This is a genomic window from Paenibacillus sp. FSL W8-1187 (genome assembly GCF_037965485.1).
In the GTDB taxonomy this organism is placed as follows: domain Bacteria; phylum Bacillota; class Bacilli; order Paenibacillales; family Paenibacillaceae; genus Paenibacillus_O; species Paenibacillus_O pasadenensis.
The window spans coordinates 1227877-1242442 of record NZ_CP150181.1 but is presented as its reverse complement, the minus strand read 5'-3'; the positions used below and the strand labels follow the sequence as shown (position 1 = coordinate 1242442).

Genomic DNA, 14566 nt, shown 5'->3' with positions numbered 1-14566 from the left:
TCGAAATGAGGTGCCTCATGGTCTTTTTCGCGCTTGCGCGCGCCAGCTTTTCCCGCAACCTGCAGTATCGGGCTTCCCATCTGCTCCATAATGGAGCAAGCGCCATGTTCGGCTTCATCTACCTGTCGATCTGGATCGGCATCGGCGAAGGCCGCGATCTCGGCGAGTACGGCCTCAGCGGGCTCGTCTCCTACGTCGCCCTCAACCAATGCCTGCTCTGGGTCACCTCGTTCACGACGTTCGGCCTTGGCATGCCGCAGCTGGTGAGAACCGGCGCGATCGCCATCGAGCTTGCTCGTCCCGTGCATCTGTTCTACAGCATGATGAGCCGCGAGTGGGGCACGATCGCCTACCAGCTGCTGTACAAAAGCTTGCCGATCTACTTGCTGTACGTATTCCTTGTCCCGCTGCGCCTGCCCGCCGGCCTCGCCGAGACGGCCGCATTTTTCGCCGCGCTTCTATGCGCCGCCTACCTGGCACTCTGCATCCAGTATCTGATCGGGGCCGTCTCGCTCTGGACGACCGAGGCGATGTGGCTGCACTGGGTCAACAACGCGCTGCTGATGCTGTTCTCCGGCTTCCTCGTCCCGATCGAATGGCTGCCCGGCTGGCTCGCCTGGCTGAGCCGCTGGTCGTTTTACCCGTCCCTGCAGTACATACCGACCCGCATCTATCTCGGGATGGACGGCATCGCCGCCGTGCTGCCCTCGCTGGCCTGGTGCGCGGCGCTCACCGCGCTCTGCTTCGCCGCCACCGGCGCGATGCGCCGCCGAACGGAGGTGCAGGGAGGATGACGACGCTCCGCTCCGTGCGCGGCCTGATCGCCATGCACCTGCTGCTGATCCGCTTCAGCTTCCGCAGCAGCATGCAGTACCGCTTCAACTTCTGGTTCGGCACGATCGCCTCCGCCGTCATCGCGTCGGTGGAGTTTTCCTTGCTCGCCGTCATCCTCGCGCGCTTCGGCGCGATCCAGGGCTGGACGCTGACCGAGTCCGCCTACCTGTACGCGGTGCTGGTGCTGGCCAAGGCGCTGTACCGCTCATTGGCCTCCGACGTGCATCATCTGGAGAAATACCTGGTCAGCGGCGATCTCGACGGTCTGCTGCTGCGGCCCGTGCCCGTGCTGCTGGCGCTCATGACGAGGAACTTCTCGGTCCGCGTCGGAGAGACGCTGCTCGGCGCCTCGATGCTCGCCTACAGCTTGGCCGCGCTCGCGCGGGACGGCGCGATCGAGCTGTGGGTCGCGCTGCCGCTTACGCTGGCGGCCGTCGTGAACGGAGCGCTGCTGCTGTTCGGCATCGGGCTCGCGACCGCGGCCATGGGCTTCTGGATGACGCGGATCGAGGTGCTGCAGAACATGACGGAGGATGCCGCCCACACGGCGGTGCGCTATCCGCTGTCGATCTATCCGGGATGGCTGAAAGCGCTGCTTTCGACTGCCCTTCCCGTCGCCTTCGTCAATTACTGGCCGGCGATGTTCATTCTCAAAGGCGCTGTCGGCGGCTGGACGCTCGCGCTGAGCGCAGCTGCCTCCGCCGCGGCGCTGGCCGCAGGCGGCTGGCTGTGGAGCCGCGGCCTGCGCAGCTATCAGAGCACCGGCTCGTAACAGCGCTTTCGCTTCCAATTCCAATCCAATTCCGATTCCAATTCAAACAAGGAGGCCTGTCTCTCATGATCGAAGCCGCCCATCTGCATAAGTCCTTCAAGCTGCGAAAGCCCGGTCCGCGCAAAGGACTACGCTCGCTGATCGGCGGACCGACCTTCGTCAAGGAAGCGGTGCGCGACGTCAGCTTCACGATCGCCTCCGGCGAGTTCACCGGCTTCATCGGCCCGAACGGCGCCGGCAAGTCGACGACGATCAAGATGCTGTCGGGCATCCTGCATCCGAGCTCGGGCTCGGTCCGGCTCGGCGGCATCGATCCCCATCGCCGCCGGGTCGAGACCGCGCGCACGCTCGGCGTGCTGTTCGGGCAGCGCACGCAGCTGTGGTGGGACCTGCCGCTGCGGGACTCGTTCGAGGTGCTCGGCGCGATGTACCGCATGGATCCGCAGCGCCGCCGAGCGCGGCTTGCCGAGCTCGACGGCCTGCTGCGGCTTGGCGAATTCCTCGACACGCCGGTGCGCAAGCTGTCGCTCGGCCAGCGCATGCGCGGCGACCTCGCTGCCGCGCTGCTGCATGAGCCGCCCATCCTCATTCTCGACGAGCCGACGATCGGCCTCGACGTTTCCGCCAAGCGGGATATCCGCTCCCTGCTGCGCGGCATCAACGAGGAGCTCGGCACGACGATCCTGCTGACGACCCACGACATGGACGACATCGAGCAGCTGTGCGGCCGCGTGCTCGTGCTCACGGACGGCACGCTCAGCTACGACGGGCCGATCGGCGGATTGCGCTCGCGCATCGGCATGCCGGCGTCGATCGAGGCGACGTACCGGACGCTCGAGCAGGCGCAGGCGGCGTGGAGCGCCCTGCAGCGGCTGGACTCCGCAAGCCTCGCCGCAGTCGGCCTCCAGGAGCGGACGCTCACCGTCCAGTGCAGCCTGGAGCAAAGCCGCTTCATGGACGTGCTGCGCAAGCTGGAGGCGTACGGAGAGCTCGAGGACGCGCGCATGCGCGAAGCCGATTTCGAGGATGCCGTCCAGCGGCTGTACGCGAATTAGCGCGGCGCATCGCCGCAACAGGAAAAAGGCTGTCTCCCGTCGATGAAGTCGACGGAGGGACAGCCTTTTTTTGGCGAAAGAGGCTCGTTCAGGCAGCCCGGCGGCGGGGCTTGCCAGTATGATTCGGCATTCTGCTGTCAGCGGGTCGGCTATAGCGACGGAGAGCCGTCGCGCGCATCCATCATCCGCATGAGCAGAACCGCCGCTTCGGCACGCGTGGCCGCGGCAGCCGGGCCGAAGCTTCCGTCCGGCCGGCCGCCAGCCAAGCCGCGTGCGATCGCTGCGGAAACGTAGCCCGCCGCCCAGGCTGGAATGCGGGAGCGGTCGGCCACATTGCGCAGCGCCGAAGCGGCGGCCTCTTGAGCGAGCGGCTCCAGCCGCAGCGCGTTGCCGGCCATGACGAGCATTTCCGCGCGCGTGACGACCGCGTCCGGGCGGAAGGTGCCGTCCTCGTAGCCGCGCACGATGCCGCGCGCTCGAGCTTCACCGACCGCCTGCAGCGCCCAATCCGGAATTCGGGCCGCGTCGCGGAAAGATGCCGCGACGTCGGCGCCGGATCGCGGGCCGGCGCCGTCCGGCAGCGGTTCCAGCGCGTTCAGGAGCATGACTGCGAACTGCGCTCGCGTCAGCCCGTTGTTCGGACGGAACGTTCCGTCCGCGAAGCCGCTCACGATGCCGCAGCCGAACGCTTCGGCAATCGCCTGCGAGGCCCAGTGGCCTTTCAGATCCGTAAAGGGCGCCGCGTTGCCGGAAGCGCAGCGCGGCGGCGCAGGAGTCTCGGCAGGCATGCCGCCTGGCGTCGGCTCTGCCGGTCCGGCAGGCGCCGTACTGGGCGCCGGCGTGTCCGGCGGCTCCGTCGGAACCGGCTGCGGACTCGGTGTCGCTGTCGCAGGCGGGGCAGACGTACCTGGCTGCTCCGGGCTCGGTGTCGCGGGAGGCTCCGGCGTCGGCGTTCCCGTGGGTTCCGGTGTCGGCGTTGCCGGCACTTCCGGCGTCGGCGTTGCCGGAGGTTCCGGTGTCGGCGTTTTCGGAGGCTCCGGCGTCGGCGTTGCCGGGGGCTCCGGCGTCGGCGGCGGTTCGGCGCGGTAGATCGTCAGCTCATAAGCCTGGACGGTTGTCCCGTCCTCTGCCGTCACGACAAGGCTCACCGTCTGCTCTCCGACACGGAGGAGCAGCGGATTCGGAGCAGGCGCGCCTCCGATCTCGAGCCGCACCGATGCGCCGGCATGAGCCGGCTCAGCCTCGATGTACGCCTCCTCCATCTCAAAAGGAGCATTCGCTGTGTAGCGGTAGGTCGTTTCCGTCACCGTCTCGTTCAGCTTCAGTCCCGTCACGGCCAGCGCGCGCAAGCCGGAGTTCCCCGACACGACGGTGAATCGCAGCGGCACGGACAGCGGGCTGGCGTGTCCGGCCCGATCGACGGCCTGGGCTTGCACGGCGTAGGTCCCCAGCTCGAGCGAGCGATCAGGGACGTAGCGCCAGCTTCCGGCTTCGTCGGCTTTGATCGTACCGATGCTCTCGCCGTCCAGATACAGCCGGACCTGCGCGAAGCTTTCCGCGACGCCGCTGAGCAGCGGCCTAGCAATCGACGAGCTGCTATCCGCTGCTGGCAGCAGAATGGACGGCGCATCAGGAGGCCTTGTATCCACCGTCCACGCCGAAGGCTCGGATTCCGGACTGGCATTGCCTGCCGCATCCGCCGCCACGGCGCTCAGCCGATATGTTCCGTCGGCGAGCGGACTCGGAGCCGGCAGGCTCCATGCGCCGGGAATTCCGTTGTAAACAGCGTAAGTGACGCCGACGACCGTATCGTTCAGCAGAACGGTTACTCGAGCGCCCGGCTCCGCCGTTCCGGAGAAGCTTGCCGGCGCTGCGGGGAGCCAGGCATCCGGGTCAGGATCGAGGACGATCGGCGCCGCCGGAGCCTCCATGTCTACGGAGAAGCTTCTTGCCGCGCTCGGACCGCTGCGGTTGCCGAGCGCATCCGCAGCATGCAGCACGACCGAGTAGCTGCCGTCTGCCAAAGCCGCAGGAGCGGCGAGCGACCAGCGGCCTTCCGCATCCGCCGCATCCTCTCCCCACAATTCTCCGCTCACCGTCACCTGGACGATCGCCATCGGCTCGGCGATCCCTTCCAGCACGATCTCGCCCGTGTTCAGGCTTGCGCCATCCGCCGGAGACTGAAGCTGTGGAGCCGCAGGGGCCGTACGGTCGATCTTCACAACGGCCGATGCGGCCGGGCTGGTGTTGCCCGCCCGGTCCACCGTCCGCGCCTCGATGGTCGTCTCGCCTTCCGCGCTTACCGTCAGCGGGCCGCTGTAGGTTGTCCAGCCCAGCATCGTCGCTCCCGTCAAACGGTACTCCGTCCGGCTGACGCCGGAGCCGCCGCTGTCCGTGCCGGCCGCTACCGTCACGCTCACGCTGGCCGCGTTCGTCCAGCCGACCGCGCTCGGCGTCACCGTCGGCGCGGTCGGCGCGGCGCGGTCGATGAGGATCGGCTCCAGTACGAGCGACCCGACATTGCCCGCCCGGTCGACGGTCCGGGCATGCACCGTCGTCTGGCCGGGAGCCGTCACGGCAAATGGGCCGGTGTAAGTCGTCCAATCTTGAACGGTTGCCGCCGTAAGTCGATATTCGACGCGAGCAACGCCCGAAGCCGCGTCCGTTCCCGGCGCGATGCTGACCTGAACTTCCGCCTCGCGAGTCCAGCCGACGACGCTCTGGCTGATCGTCGCAATACCCGGCGCCGTGCGGTCGATCCGCACGACGGCGGATGACGACGGCCCGGCGTTCCCCGCGCCGTCTACCGTGCGCGCCTCGACGGTCGTCTCGCCTTCCGCGCTCACCGCCACCGGGCCGCCGCTGTAGGCGGTCCAGACTCGCGTCGTCGCTCCCGTCAGCCGGTACTCCGTCCGGCTGACGCCCGAGCCGCCGCTGTCCGCTCCCGCCGCCACCGTCACGCTGACGCTCGCCGCGTTGCTCCAGCCGGCCGCGCCCGGCGTCACTGTCGGCGCGCCCGGCGCCGTGCGGTCGATCCGCACGACGGCGGATGACGACGGACCGGCGTTCCCCGCTCCGTCCACCGTCCGCGCCTCGACAGTCGTCTCGCCTTCCGCGCTCACCGCCACCGGGCCGCCGCTATAGGCCGTCCAGATCCGCGTCGTCGCTCCCGTCAGCCGGTACTCCGTCCGGCTGACGCCCGAGCCGCCGCTGTCCGCTCCCGCCGCCACCGTCACGCTGACGCTCGCCGCGTTGCTCCAGCCGGCTGCGCTCGGCGTCACCGTCGGCGCGCCCGGCGCCGTGCGGTCGATCCGCACCGTGCCGGTCCCCGCAGAGCTGACATTCCCCGCGCCGTCCACCGTGCGCGCCTCGACGGTCGTCTCTCCTTCCGCGCTCACCGCCACCGGGCCGCCGCTGTAGGCGGTCCAGCTCCGCGTCGTCGCTCCCGTCAGCCGGTACTCCGTCCGGCTGACGCCCGAGCCGCCGCTGTCCGTTCCCGCCGCTACCGTCACGCTGACGCTCGCCGCGTTGCTCCAGCCGGCTGCGCTCGGCGTCACCGTCGGCGCGCCCGGCGCCGTGCGGTCGATCCGCACGACGGCGGATGACGACGACCCGACATTCCCCGCGCCGTCCACCGTGCGCGCCTCGACAGTCGTCTCGCCTTCCGCGCTCACCGCCACCGGACCGCTATAGGCCGTCCAGCTCCGCGTCGTCGCTCCCGTCAGCCGGTACTCCGTCCGGCTGACGCCCGAGCCGCCGCTGTCCGCTCCCGCCGCCACCGTCACGCTGACGCTCGCCGCGTTGCTCCAGCCGGCTGCGCTCGGCGTCACCGTCGGCGCGCCCGGCGCCATGCGGTCGATCCGCACCGTGCCGGTCCCCGCAGAGCTGACATTCCCCGCGCCGTCCACCGTGCGCGCCTCGACGGTCGTCTCGCCTTCCGCGCTCACCGCCACCGGGCCGCCGCTGTAGGCGGTCCAGACTCGCGTCGTCGCTCCCGTCAGCCGGTACTCCGTCCGGCTGACGCCCGAGCCGCCGCTGTCCGCTCCCGCCGCCACCGTCACGCTGACGCTCGCCGCGTTGCTCCAGCCGGCTGCGCCCGGCGTCACCGTCGGCGCGCCCGGCGCCGTGCGGTCGATCCGCACGATGGAGCTTGCCAGCGGACTGGCGTTGCCAGTCTGGTCGATCGTGCGCGCCTCGACCGTCGTCTGTCCTTCCGCCGTTATGACGAAGGTCCCTTCAGCCGGCACTTCCGTCCAATCCTGGACCGTCGCGCCGCTCAGCCGATATTCGGTCCGGGCGACGCCGCTCTCTCCGTCCGTGCCCGGCACGACGGACACCGTCACTTCCCCGGCATTCGTCCAGCCTCCCGGCGCTCCGGACAGAACCGGCGACGTCGGCAGCTCGAAGTCGAACGTAAGCTGGTAAACCTTGCGGCTTAGCTCGTACGTGTCTTCGTTGTAGCCGCCGATGACGAACACCTTGCCTCCTGCCTGCACCAGGCTGGCGTTCGACAAGCGGCCGACGTTGGGGCTGTCCAGGCTCCATTTCCCCGTCGACGGATCGTAGAGGGAGAAATTCCGGTTGCCCATGACAAGGACAAGCCCGTTGTCGAGCGTCAGCTGGGCATGCCGGAAATAGATGTCCCAGCCGTCGTAAGGCAGCGAGGCCGTCTTGCTCCATCCGTCCAGAGCCGGGTCGTACAGATAGCTGTTGAACGAATAGGCATACCCGCTCAACCCCCCGGTCAGCAGCACTCTGCCGTCCTTCAGCGTGCTTTGCGCCGCTCCATAGACGGGAATCGGCAGCGGCGAGCCCTCGCTCCAGGCGTCGCGGGCCGGATCGTACAGATACACGTCGTCATACGTCTCGCTCCGGCCTGCCGAGTAAATCTCGTTGGAGCCGCCGGCGATCATGGCGCGACCGTCCCGCAGCGTCGACTGCGCGTTGCCCAGCATCGTCTTCGGCAGCGGAGCCGCCGAAGTCCATAAGCCTGTCGCCGGATTGTACAAGCGGGCTTCGTCGGTATAGACATAGCCGATCCTGTCGCGGAAAGAGTTCCCGCCCGTCACGAGAACGCTGCCGCCGCTCAGCTCCGACTGCTGATGATAGGCGAGCTGGAGCGGGCTGCCGAACGGCGACCAGGTGAGCGTGCGGGGATCGAACCGGTACGAGCTCGGCGCGAACCCGTTGTTCGAAGCATGCTGTCCTCCCGTCGCCACGATCTCGCTGCCTCCGCGGGCCGAGCTTGCCCGGATTCCGCTTAGCGCAGCGGGAAAGTCGGAGGTAGGAGGCAAAACCTCCATCTTCACCGCTGCCGCGGCCTGGCCTCCCCACGCCAGTCCCGCAGCGGCGGCGATCGCCAGCGCCAGCAGCCCCGGCCTTCGTTTTCTTCTCCTCATCTAGCGGCACCCTCCTTGCTTGTCCATCGTTTTTCACAGGAGTCTTCAGTGTAGGACCATCGGCCCTGTCCCGCCTATTGACGAACGTTAACGGCAGACGAAAAACGGCCGCAAGCAAAAGGTTGCAGCTTGAATCGCGCATGAGAGCATTCTCATTTTTTTCTCACAAACGGACCGAATCCCTTGGCAGCGCTCGCCTTGGCATCTCAGAGGAAAGGCTTGGCAACAAATCGATGTGGTATGGTTGTCTCACCGGATCAGCAAGCAGCTCGGCCGACCCCAAGCGGCGGTCAGGGCCCACGGGAATCCCCTTACATTCAAACGAAAAGAGGAATAGACATCATGAACTACATCATCGGAAAATCGTTCACGAAAAAACTTGCCGCTGCAGCGATCGCGCTGTCCATCGCCATTGCCGGATCGGTCGCGCTTCCCGCGACCAGCGCTGCCGCAGCCGAAGTGTCGACCTCTTCCAAAGCCTCCACCGTCGTCTCCGCAGCGCGCAGCCAGATGGGCACGCCTTATAAATTCGGCGCTTCCACGAGCACGACGAGATACTTCGACTGCTCCAGCCTGATGAAATACGCCTATAAAAAAGCCGGCATCAACCTGCCGCGCACGTCCAAAGCCCAATCGAAGGTCGGCAAGTACGTCTCCAAGAGCAATCTGAAGGCCGGCGACCTCGTATTCTTCTACTCCCCGATCTCCCATGTCGGCATGTATATCGGCGGCGGCAAGATCATCCACACGTACGGCAAGCCAGGGGTGACGATCGACACGATCAACTCCGGCTGGTGGAGCAACAACTACACGACGGCCCGCCGCGTGCTGTAACGATTCCTTGGATCGATAAACGGATTAAAAAAGCTGCTTCCGCCGCCCGAAAGGGCGATGGAAGCAGCTTTTTCTGTTGCCGCGCGGCGAGGAGCCGGCTCTGGCGCAGCGGACCAATCCAGCCCCCGCAGTCCGCAGAGGCATCAGAGCTGCTGCAGCGGCAGCCATTCCAGGACGCGCCGGATCTGCGCGTCCCAGTAGCCCCATTCATGCTCGCCGGGGCCTTCCTCGTACGTCAGCGGCAGGCCGAGCGACCGGGCATGCTCGCGGAAGGCGACATTTTCTCCGTAGAGGAAATCCTCCGTGCCGCAGCACTGGTACAGGAGCGGCTGCCGTGCCTTCGGAAGGCTGGACAGCTGTTCCGCAAGCGCGAACAAATCATTCGGCCCGCCGACGGCTTCCTCCCGCTTGCCGAGGATCGACTCGACCTCGGCGAGAGCCACCACGCCGGCCCTGTCGTAACGGCCGCGAATGTCGAGCCCGCCCGAGAGGCTGGCGACCGCCGCGAAGCGGTCCGGACAAGCCAGTCCCAGCTTGAACGCGCCGTAGCCGCCCATCGAGAGGCCTGCGGCGAACGTATCCTCGCGGCGGTCCGACAGCGGAAACAGCGCGCCCGCGATCTCGGGCAGCTCCTCGCTGACGAACGTCCAGTAGCGGTGGCCGACCTTCATGTCCGTGTAAAAGCTGCGCGCCACGGCCGGCATGACGACCGCCAGGCCGTACTGGGCCGCATAACGCTCGATCGACGTGCGGCGCAGCCAGATCGAGTGGTCGTCGGACAAGCCGTGCAGCAGGTAGAGCACCGGGAAGCGGCCGTCGGCCGCCTTGCCCTCCAGTCCGATCTGCCGCTTCGTCTGCTGCGGCAAAATGACGTTCATCGAGCAGCTCAGTCCGAGCACGTCGGAGAAGAAACTGGTTTGCGCAAGCGCCATGAGCAAAATCCCCTTTTCAATAGGATGGTAAGGCTGGTTCAGCCGCGCAGCAGCTCCCAGGCCTGCCGCAGGAGCAGCAGCGTGCTGACGGCGATGAACAGCGGCCGCACGTAGCGGGCTCCGCGCCGGATCGCCAGGCGCGAGCCGGCGAGCGAGCCGAGCACCATGAAGGCGCCCATCGTGAGGCCGATCGTCCAGTCGATGCTCTGCAGCAGGGCGAAGGTCGCCAGGCTGGCGACGTTGCTGCCGAAGTTGAGCGCTTTGGCGTTGCCGGCGGCCCGCACGAAGTCGTATCCGGCCATCAGGAACACGAAGATCAGGAACGAGCCCGTGCCCGGACCGAAAAAGCCGTCGTACCCGCCGAGCGCGAACGCCGCGCAGGCGATCAGCGCCGCCGAGCGGCGGGTGAACGCCCGCCGCGCCTGGCCGTCGACGCCCCAGCTGCGCTTGAATACGGTATAGACCGTGATGAGCGAGAGCAGGACGACGACGAGCGGGCGCAGCCAGTCGGACGGCAGCAGTTGGAGCAGCAGCGTGCCGCCGGCCGCGCCGGCGACGGTCAGCGGGAACAGGCGCCGCACGATCCGGCCCTCGATCTTGCCCGAGCGGAGGAAGGCCAGCATGCTCGTCAGCGAGCCCATCGTGCCGGCCAGCTTGTTCGTGCCGAGCGCCAGATGCGGCGGCAGTCCCGCCGACATCAGCACGGGCACCGAGACGAGCCCGCCGCCTCCGACGACAGAGTCGACGAAGGCCGCCAGGAAGCCGCCTGCCGCGATCCAGACGAATAGTTCCCAGCTCATCTTAGCCGACCTCATTTGTTAGGTAGAATTAGGTGCCGCCGCCGGGCGGCGACGCTCTTTCATTGTAGGCTCGCTGCACGGAAGCTGTCTACGGGATCTGTCGGTCTGCCGCTTCAAAAAGCGCCGCCGCCAGCGCAACGCAAACGGGACGAAGAAGGGAGACCCCCCTCTTCGTCCCGTTCGTGGCGCAAAGAACGCCTTTCCTGTCGATTCAAGCCTGCGCCTTGGCCGTGGCAGCCGGCGCCGCCGGCTTGCCCTTGCCCGCGCCGGGCGTACGCCGGCGCGCGCCTTCGTTGCTCTCCAGCCGCTTGGACAGCAGCGAGAGGCTGTAATTGACGGCGAAGTACAGCACGGCCGCGAGCAGCAGCACCGGGAACACGTACGATACGTCGTGCCCGTAGACGATGTTGGCGCTGTGCATCAGCTCCGGCAAGGAGATGACGACCGCAAGCGACGTATCCTTGAGCAGCGAGATGAACTGGCTGACGAGCGGAGGCACCATGCGGCGCATCCCGATCGGCAGCACGACATGCCGCAGCGTCTGCGCCTGGGTGAGGCCCGACGAGCGCGCCGCCTCCACGAGCCCTTTATTGACCGACTGCAAGCCGCTGCGCACGATCTCGCTGATCATCGCGCCTTCGAACAGCGTCAGCGCCACGACCGCCGCCCAGAACGTGGACAGCTGGATGCCGACCTCCGGCAAGGCGAACTTGACGAAGAAGATGATGAGCAGCAGCGGCAGGTTGCGGATCGTCTCGACGACGAGCATCGTCAGCGTCCCCAGCCCTTTGATCCGGCTGTAGCGGATGAGGCCGAGAGCCGTGCCGAGGATGAAGCTGAGCACGATCGCGACGGCGGCGACGATAAGCGTCATGCCGAAGCCTTTGAGCAGGAATAGCAAATTGTCGGAGCTGAATGCGCCTGCGAAGTCCATGCCGATTCCTCCTCTCTAGCCCGTCCGCGCCAGCTTGCGCTCAAGCACGTTGGTCGCATAGGCCAGCGGAACGGTCAGGATCAGATAGAACGCCGCCGCGACCATATAGGTCTCCATCGTCTGGAACGTATAGCTGTTGACGTTGTCGGCGAAGTACATCAGGTCGAAGCCAGCGACGACCCCGAGAATCGACGAGTTCTTGACCAGGTTCAGAAACTGGTTGGTGATCGGCGGAATGACGATGCGCACCGCCTGCGGCAGAATGACGAGCCGCATCGCCTGCACGTAGCTGAGGCCGGTCGAGCGCGCCGCCTCCATCTGCCCGGCCGGGACCGACTGGATGCCGGCCCGCACCGCCTCGGCGATGAACGCCGAGGTGTAGATCATGAGGCCGAGCGTGCCGGAGGCGAAGCCGTCCAGATCGGCGCCGAGCGACGGCAGGCCGAGGTAGAAGATGTACACGACGAGCAGCAGCGGGATGTTGCGGAAAAACTCGACGTACGCCGTGCCGATCGCCCGCAGCGCCTTCCACGGCGCGATGCGCATGACGGCGAGCACGAGGCCGAGGACAAAGCTGCCGGCCAGCCCGAGCAGGCTGGCGTAGATCGTATTCTTAAAGCCCTCGAGGAAATCTCCGGAGTAGGAGCCGACAAAGGAGAAGTCCATCCGTTATTCCTCCGGCGGCTTCTCGCCCATCCATTTCTCATAGAGGGCCGCGTAGTCGCCGCTGTCCTTCAGTTCCTTGAGCGTCTCGTTGACGGCGGCGACGAGATCGGCATTACCCTTCTTGGCGGCGATGCCGTAAGGCTCGTCGGTGAACGTGCCTCCGACGACGACATACTCCGGATCCTGCTGGCTCATGCCGAACAGAATCGCGTTGTCGGTCGTCAGCACCTCGCCCTTGCCGGCCTTGAGCGCGGTGAACGCCTCCTGGTAGTTCTCGTACTGCTGCACGCGCAGGCCCGGCACCTTCTCCTCGATGTTCTTGATCGAGGTGGCGCCCTTCTGGCCGATGACCTTGGTGTCCTTGGTCACGTCGTCGATGCTTTTGATCGCGCTGCCCTTCTTGACGAGCAGCGACTGGCCGGCGTGGAAATACACATCCGAGAAGTCGACCTGCGTCTTGCGCTCCTCGTTGATCGTCATCGTCGCCACGATGAGATCGATCTCGCCGTTGTCGAGCATCGGGATGCGCGTCTTGCTCGTCACTTCCTTGAGCTCGAGCTTCGTCTCGTCGCCGAGGATCTTCTTGGCGATCGCGCGCGCGACGTCGATGTCGAAGCCTTCGACCTCGCCGCTGCCGGGATCCTTCAGGCCGAACAGCTTCGTGTCGAACTTGACGCCGACGACGAGCTTGCCGCGGTCCTTGATCGCCTGCACGGCGGAGCCATCGTCTGCCGGAGCGGTCGACGCCGAGCCGCCCGTATTCGTCGACGCCGGCTCGTTTTTCGCGCCGCATCCGGTCAGGGCGACTGTCGCCAGCAGCAGCAGGGATGCCCCTGCGCCAAGCCATCTTCTTTTTCTCATCTTTTCTCGTCCCCTTTCGATCTCGTGCTAATGGTTGATGACGCGGCTCAGGAAGTCGCGCGCCCGCGGCTGCTCAGGCTGCCGGAAGAAGTCGGCCGGAGCGGCCTGCTCCACGATGCGGCCCTCGTCCATGAAGACGACCCGGTCCGCGACCTCGCGGGCGAAGCCCATCTCATGCGTCACGACGGCCATCGTCATGCCTTCCTTGGCCAGCAGCTTCATGACGGAGAGCACCTCGCCGATGACCTCCGGATCGAGCGCCGACGTCGGCTCGTCGAACAGCATGACGTTCGGCTTCATCGCGAGCCCCCTGGCGATCGCCACCCGCTGCTGCTGGCCGCCCGACAGCTCCGACGGATAGGACTCCGCCTTGTCCGGGATGCCGACCTTCTCCAGGTAGTGCATCGCCGTGCGCCGCGCTTCCTCCTTGCTCACCTTGCCGGCCTGCACCGGCGCGAGCGTGATGTTGTCGATGACCTTCAGATGCGGGTACAGGTTGAAATGCTGGAATACCATGCCGATGCCACGGCGCAGCGCGTTGATGTCCGTCGTCTTGTCATGCACGGAGACGCCGCCGATGGTAAGGCTGCCGCCGGAGATGTCCTCCAGGCGGTTGATGCAGCGGAGCAGCGTGCTCTTGCCGGAGCCCGAAGGGCCGATGATGACGACGACCTCGCCCTCGGCGATATCCAGATCGATGTCCTTCAGCACGTGAAAGCTGCCGTAATGCTTGTTGACCTGCCGGAAAGAGATCATGCCTGGCCTCCCATTCGGAATTTTGAACTACCTCTAGGCCATGAACTCGATAAAACGTCATGGTCGTGTCAAATATCATAACCTAACCCTCCGATATTTTGAATAAAAAAATAAATCCGGGCTCATTTATGCGACTTTTTTCCCATAAATAGAAAAAAATCCACCCAATATGTCAGGTAGATTAACGCGAATGATGTCGAATGCTTTCCTATCGTCGGCCTCAACCGTGCGGCTGGTCCTGCCGCTTTTGTCTCAGAGCCTCGTACAGGTCGCCCGCGGATCTCATCGCATAGACGATCCGGTACGGGACGCCGTCCTCCAGCAACGCGAGCGCCGGCACGCTGGCGATCTTCCACCGCTCCCGCAGCGTCGGCGCAAAGTTCACGTTCAGCTTCTGCACCGGCATCGTCCCCGGCGCGGCCGCGGCGATTTCCAGCATGCGCTCGGCTACCTTGCAGGTGCCGCACAGCGGCGTCGCAAAAAAGACCGCCTCCTGGCGGTGAAGCCTTCCGATCGCCATGAATTCCTTCTCGCTCGTTTCCGTCAACCCCATGCTTCCCCAGCCTTTCTTTTTTTCTTCGTTGCGGCGCGGCGCCAGGCTGGCCCGGCTCCCGTTTCTGCGCTTTCGACTTTCGGCTTTCGGCTTTCGGCTTATCGTTTTCCGCTTTTCACTTTTCTGCTTTTCGTTTTCCGCCAGGCCAGTCCCGGCTTGTTTCGGCATCG

12 protein-coding genes are annotated in these 14566 nt (G+C 66.1%); 4 read left to right on the top strand and 8 right to left on the bottom strand.

What is annotated here, in order from left to right:
• Positions 1-17: 17 nt before the first annotated feature.
• The 3 genes from NYE40_RS05405 to NYE40_RS05395 all read left to right on the top strand — a co-directional run bounded on the left by NYE40_RS05405 (position 18) and on the right by NYE40_RS05395 (position 2661).
• Positions 18-794: a hypothetical protein gene (locus NYE40_RS05405; RefSeq protein ID WP_028600330.1), complete on the top strand. Its 777-nt coding sequence runs from the start codon at positions 18-20 to the stop codon at positions 792-794.
• The gene (locus NYE40_RS05400; RefSeq protein WP_043111808.1) at positions 791-1606 is read left to right on the top strand and encodes an ABC-2 family transporter protein; all 816 of its coding nucleotides are present in this window, start codon (positions 791-793) and stop codon (positions 1604-1606) included. The genes NYE40_RS05405 and NYE40_RS05400 overlap by 4 nt, the downstream gene beginning before the upstream one ends.
• 65 nt (positions 1607-1671) lie before the next feature.
• Positions 1672-2661, top strand: a complete 990-nt coding sequence (locus NYE40_RS05395) for an ATP-binding cassette domain-containing protein (RefSeq protein WP_028600328.1) — start codon at positions 1672-1674, stop codon at positions 2659-2661.
• A 149-nt stretch (positions 2662-2810) separates the two neighbouring features.
• Here NYE40_RS05395 and NYE40_RS05390 read toward each other — a convergent pair whose 3' ends face one another.
• The gene (locus tag NYE40_RS05390) at positions 2811-8060 is read right to left on the bottom strand and encodes an Ig-like domain-containing protein (protein WP_339279484.1); all 5250 of its coding nucleotides are present in this window, start codon (positions 8058-8060) and stop codon (positions 2811-2813) included.
• 342 nt (positions 8061-8402) lie between these two features.
• Here NYE40_RS05390 and NYE40_RS05385 point away from each other — a divergent pair, with 342 nt between their 5' ends.
• A complete protein-coding gene (locus NYE40_RS05385; RefSeq protein WP_028600327.1) occupies positions 8403-8894 on the top strand; it encodes a C40 family peptidase in 492 nt (163 codons plus the stop codon).
• Between the two features lie 143 nt (positions 8895-9037).
• On the opposite strand, the gene NYE40_RS05380 is transcribed toward NYE40_RS05385, so the two are convergent.
• The 7 genes from NYE40_RS05380 to NYE40_RS05350 all read right to left on the bottom strand — a co-directional run bounded on the left by NYE40_RS05380 (position 9038) and on the right by NYE40_RS05350 (position 14396).
• Positions 9038-9826, bottom strand: coding sequence for an alpha/beta hydrolase family protein (locus tag NYE40_RS05380; protein ID WP_101808620.1), 789 nt, complete (start codon positions 9824-9826; stop codon positions 9038-9040).
• 38 nt (positions 9827-9864) lie between these two features.
• On the bottom strand, positions 9865-10626 hold the full coding sequence (locus NYE40_RS05375; protein WP_101808619.1) for a TSUP family transporter: 762 nt from the start codon (positions 10624-10626) through the stop codon (positions 9865-9867).
• Positions 10627-10837: 211 nt separating this feature from the next.
• Entirely contained in the window at positions 10838-11560 is a 723-nt protein-coding gene (locus NYE40_RS05370; RefSeq protein ID WP_084137545.1) for an amino acid ABC transporter permease, read from the bottom strand.
• Between the two features lie 15 nt (positions 11561-11575).
• Positions 11576-12226, bottom strand: a complete 651-nt coding sequence (locus NYE40_RS05365; protein WP_028600324.1) for an amino acid ABC transporter permease — start codon at positions 12224-12226, stop codon at positions 11576-11578.
• A 3-nt stretch (positions 12227-12229) separates the two neighbouring features.
• Positions 12230-13087 (bottom strand): transporter substrate-binding domain-containing protein, encoded by an 858-nt coding sequence (locus NYE40_RS05360; RefSeq protein WP_101808618.1) that lies wholly within the window; start codon positions 13085-13087, stop codon positions 12230-12232.
• Positions 13088-13114: 27 nt separating this feature from the next.
• On the bottom strand, positions 13115-13843 hold the full coding sequence (locus NYE40_RS05355) for an amino acid ABC transporter ATP-binding protein (RefSeq protein WP_101808617.1): 729 nt from the start codon (positions 13841-13843) through the stop codon (positions 13115-13117).
• A 220-nt stretch (positions 13844-14063) separates the two neighbouring features.
• The gene (locus NYE40_RS05350) at positions 14064-14396 is read right to left on the bottom strand and encodes a thioredoxin family protein (RefSeq protein ID WP_052333570.1); all 333 of its coding nucleotides are present in this window, start codon (positions 14394-14396) and stop codon (positions 14064-14066) included.
• Between the last annotated feature and the right edge of the window lie 170 nt (positions 14397-14566).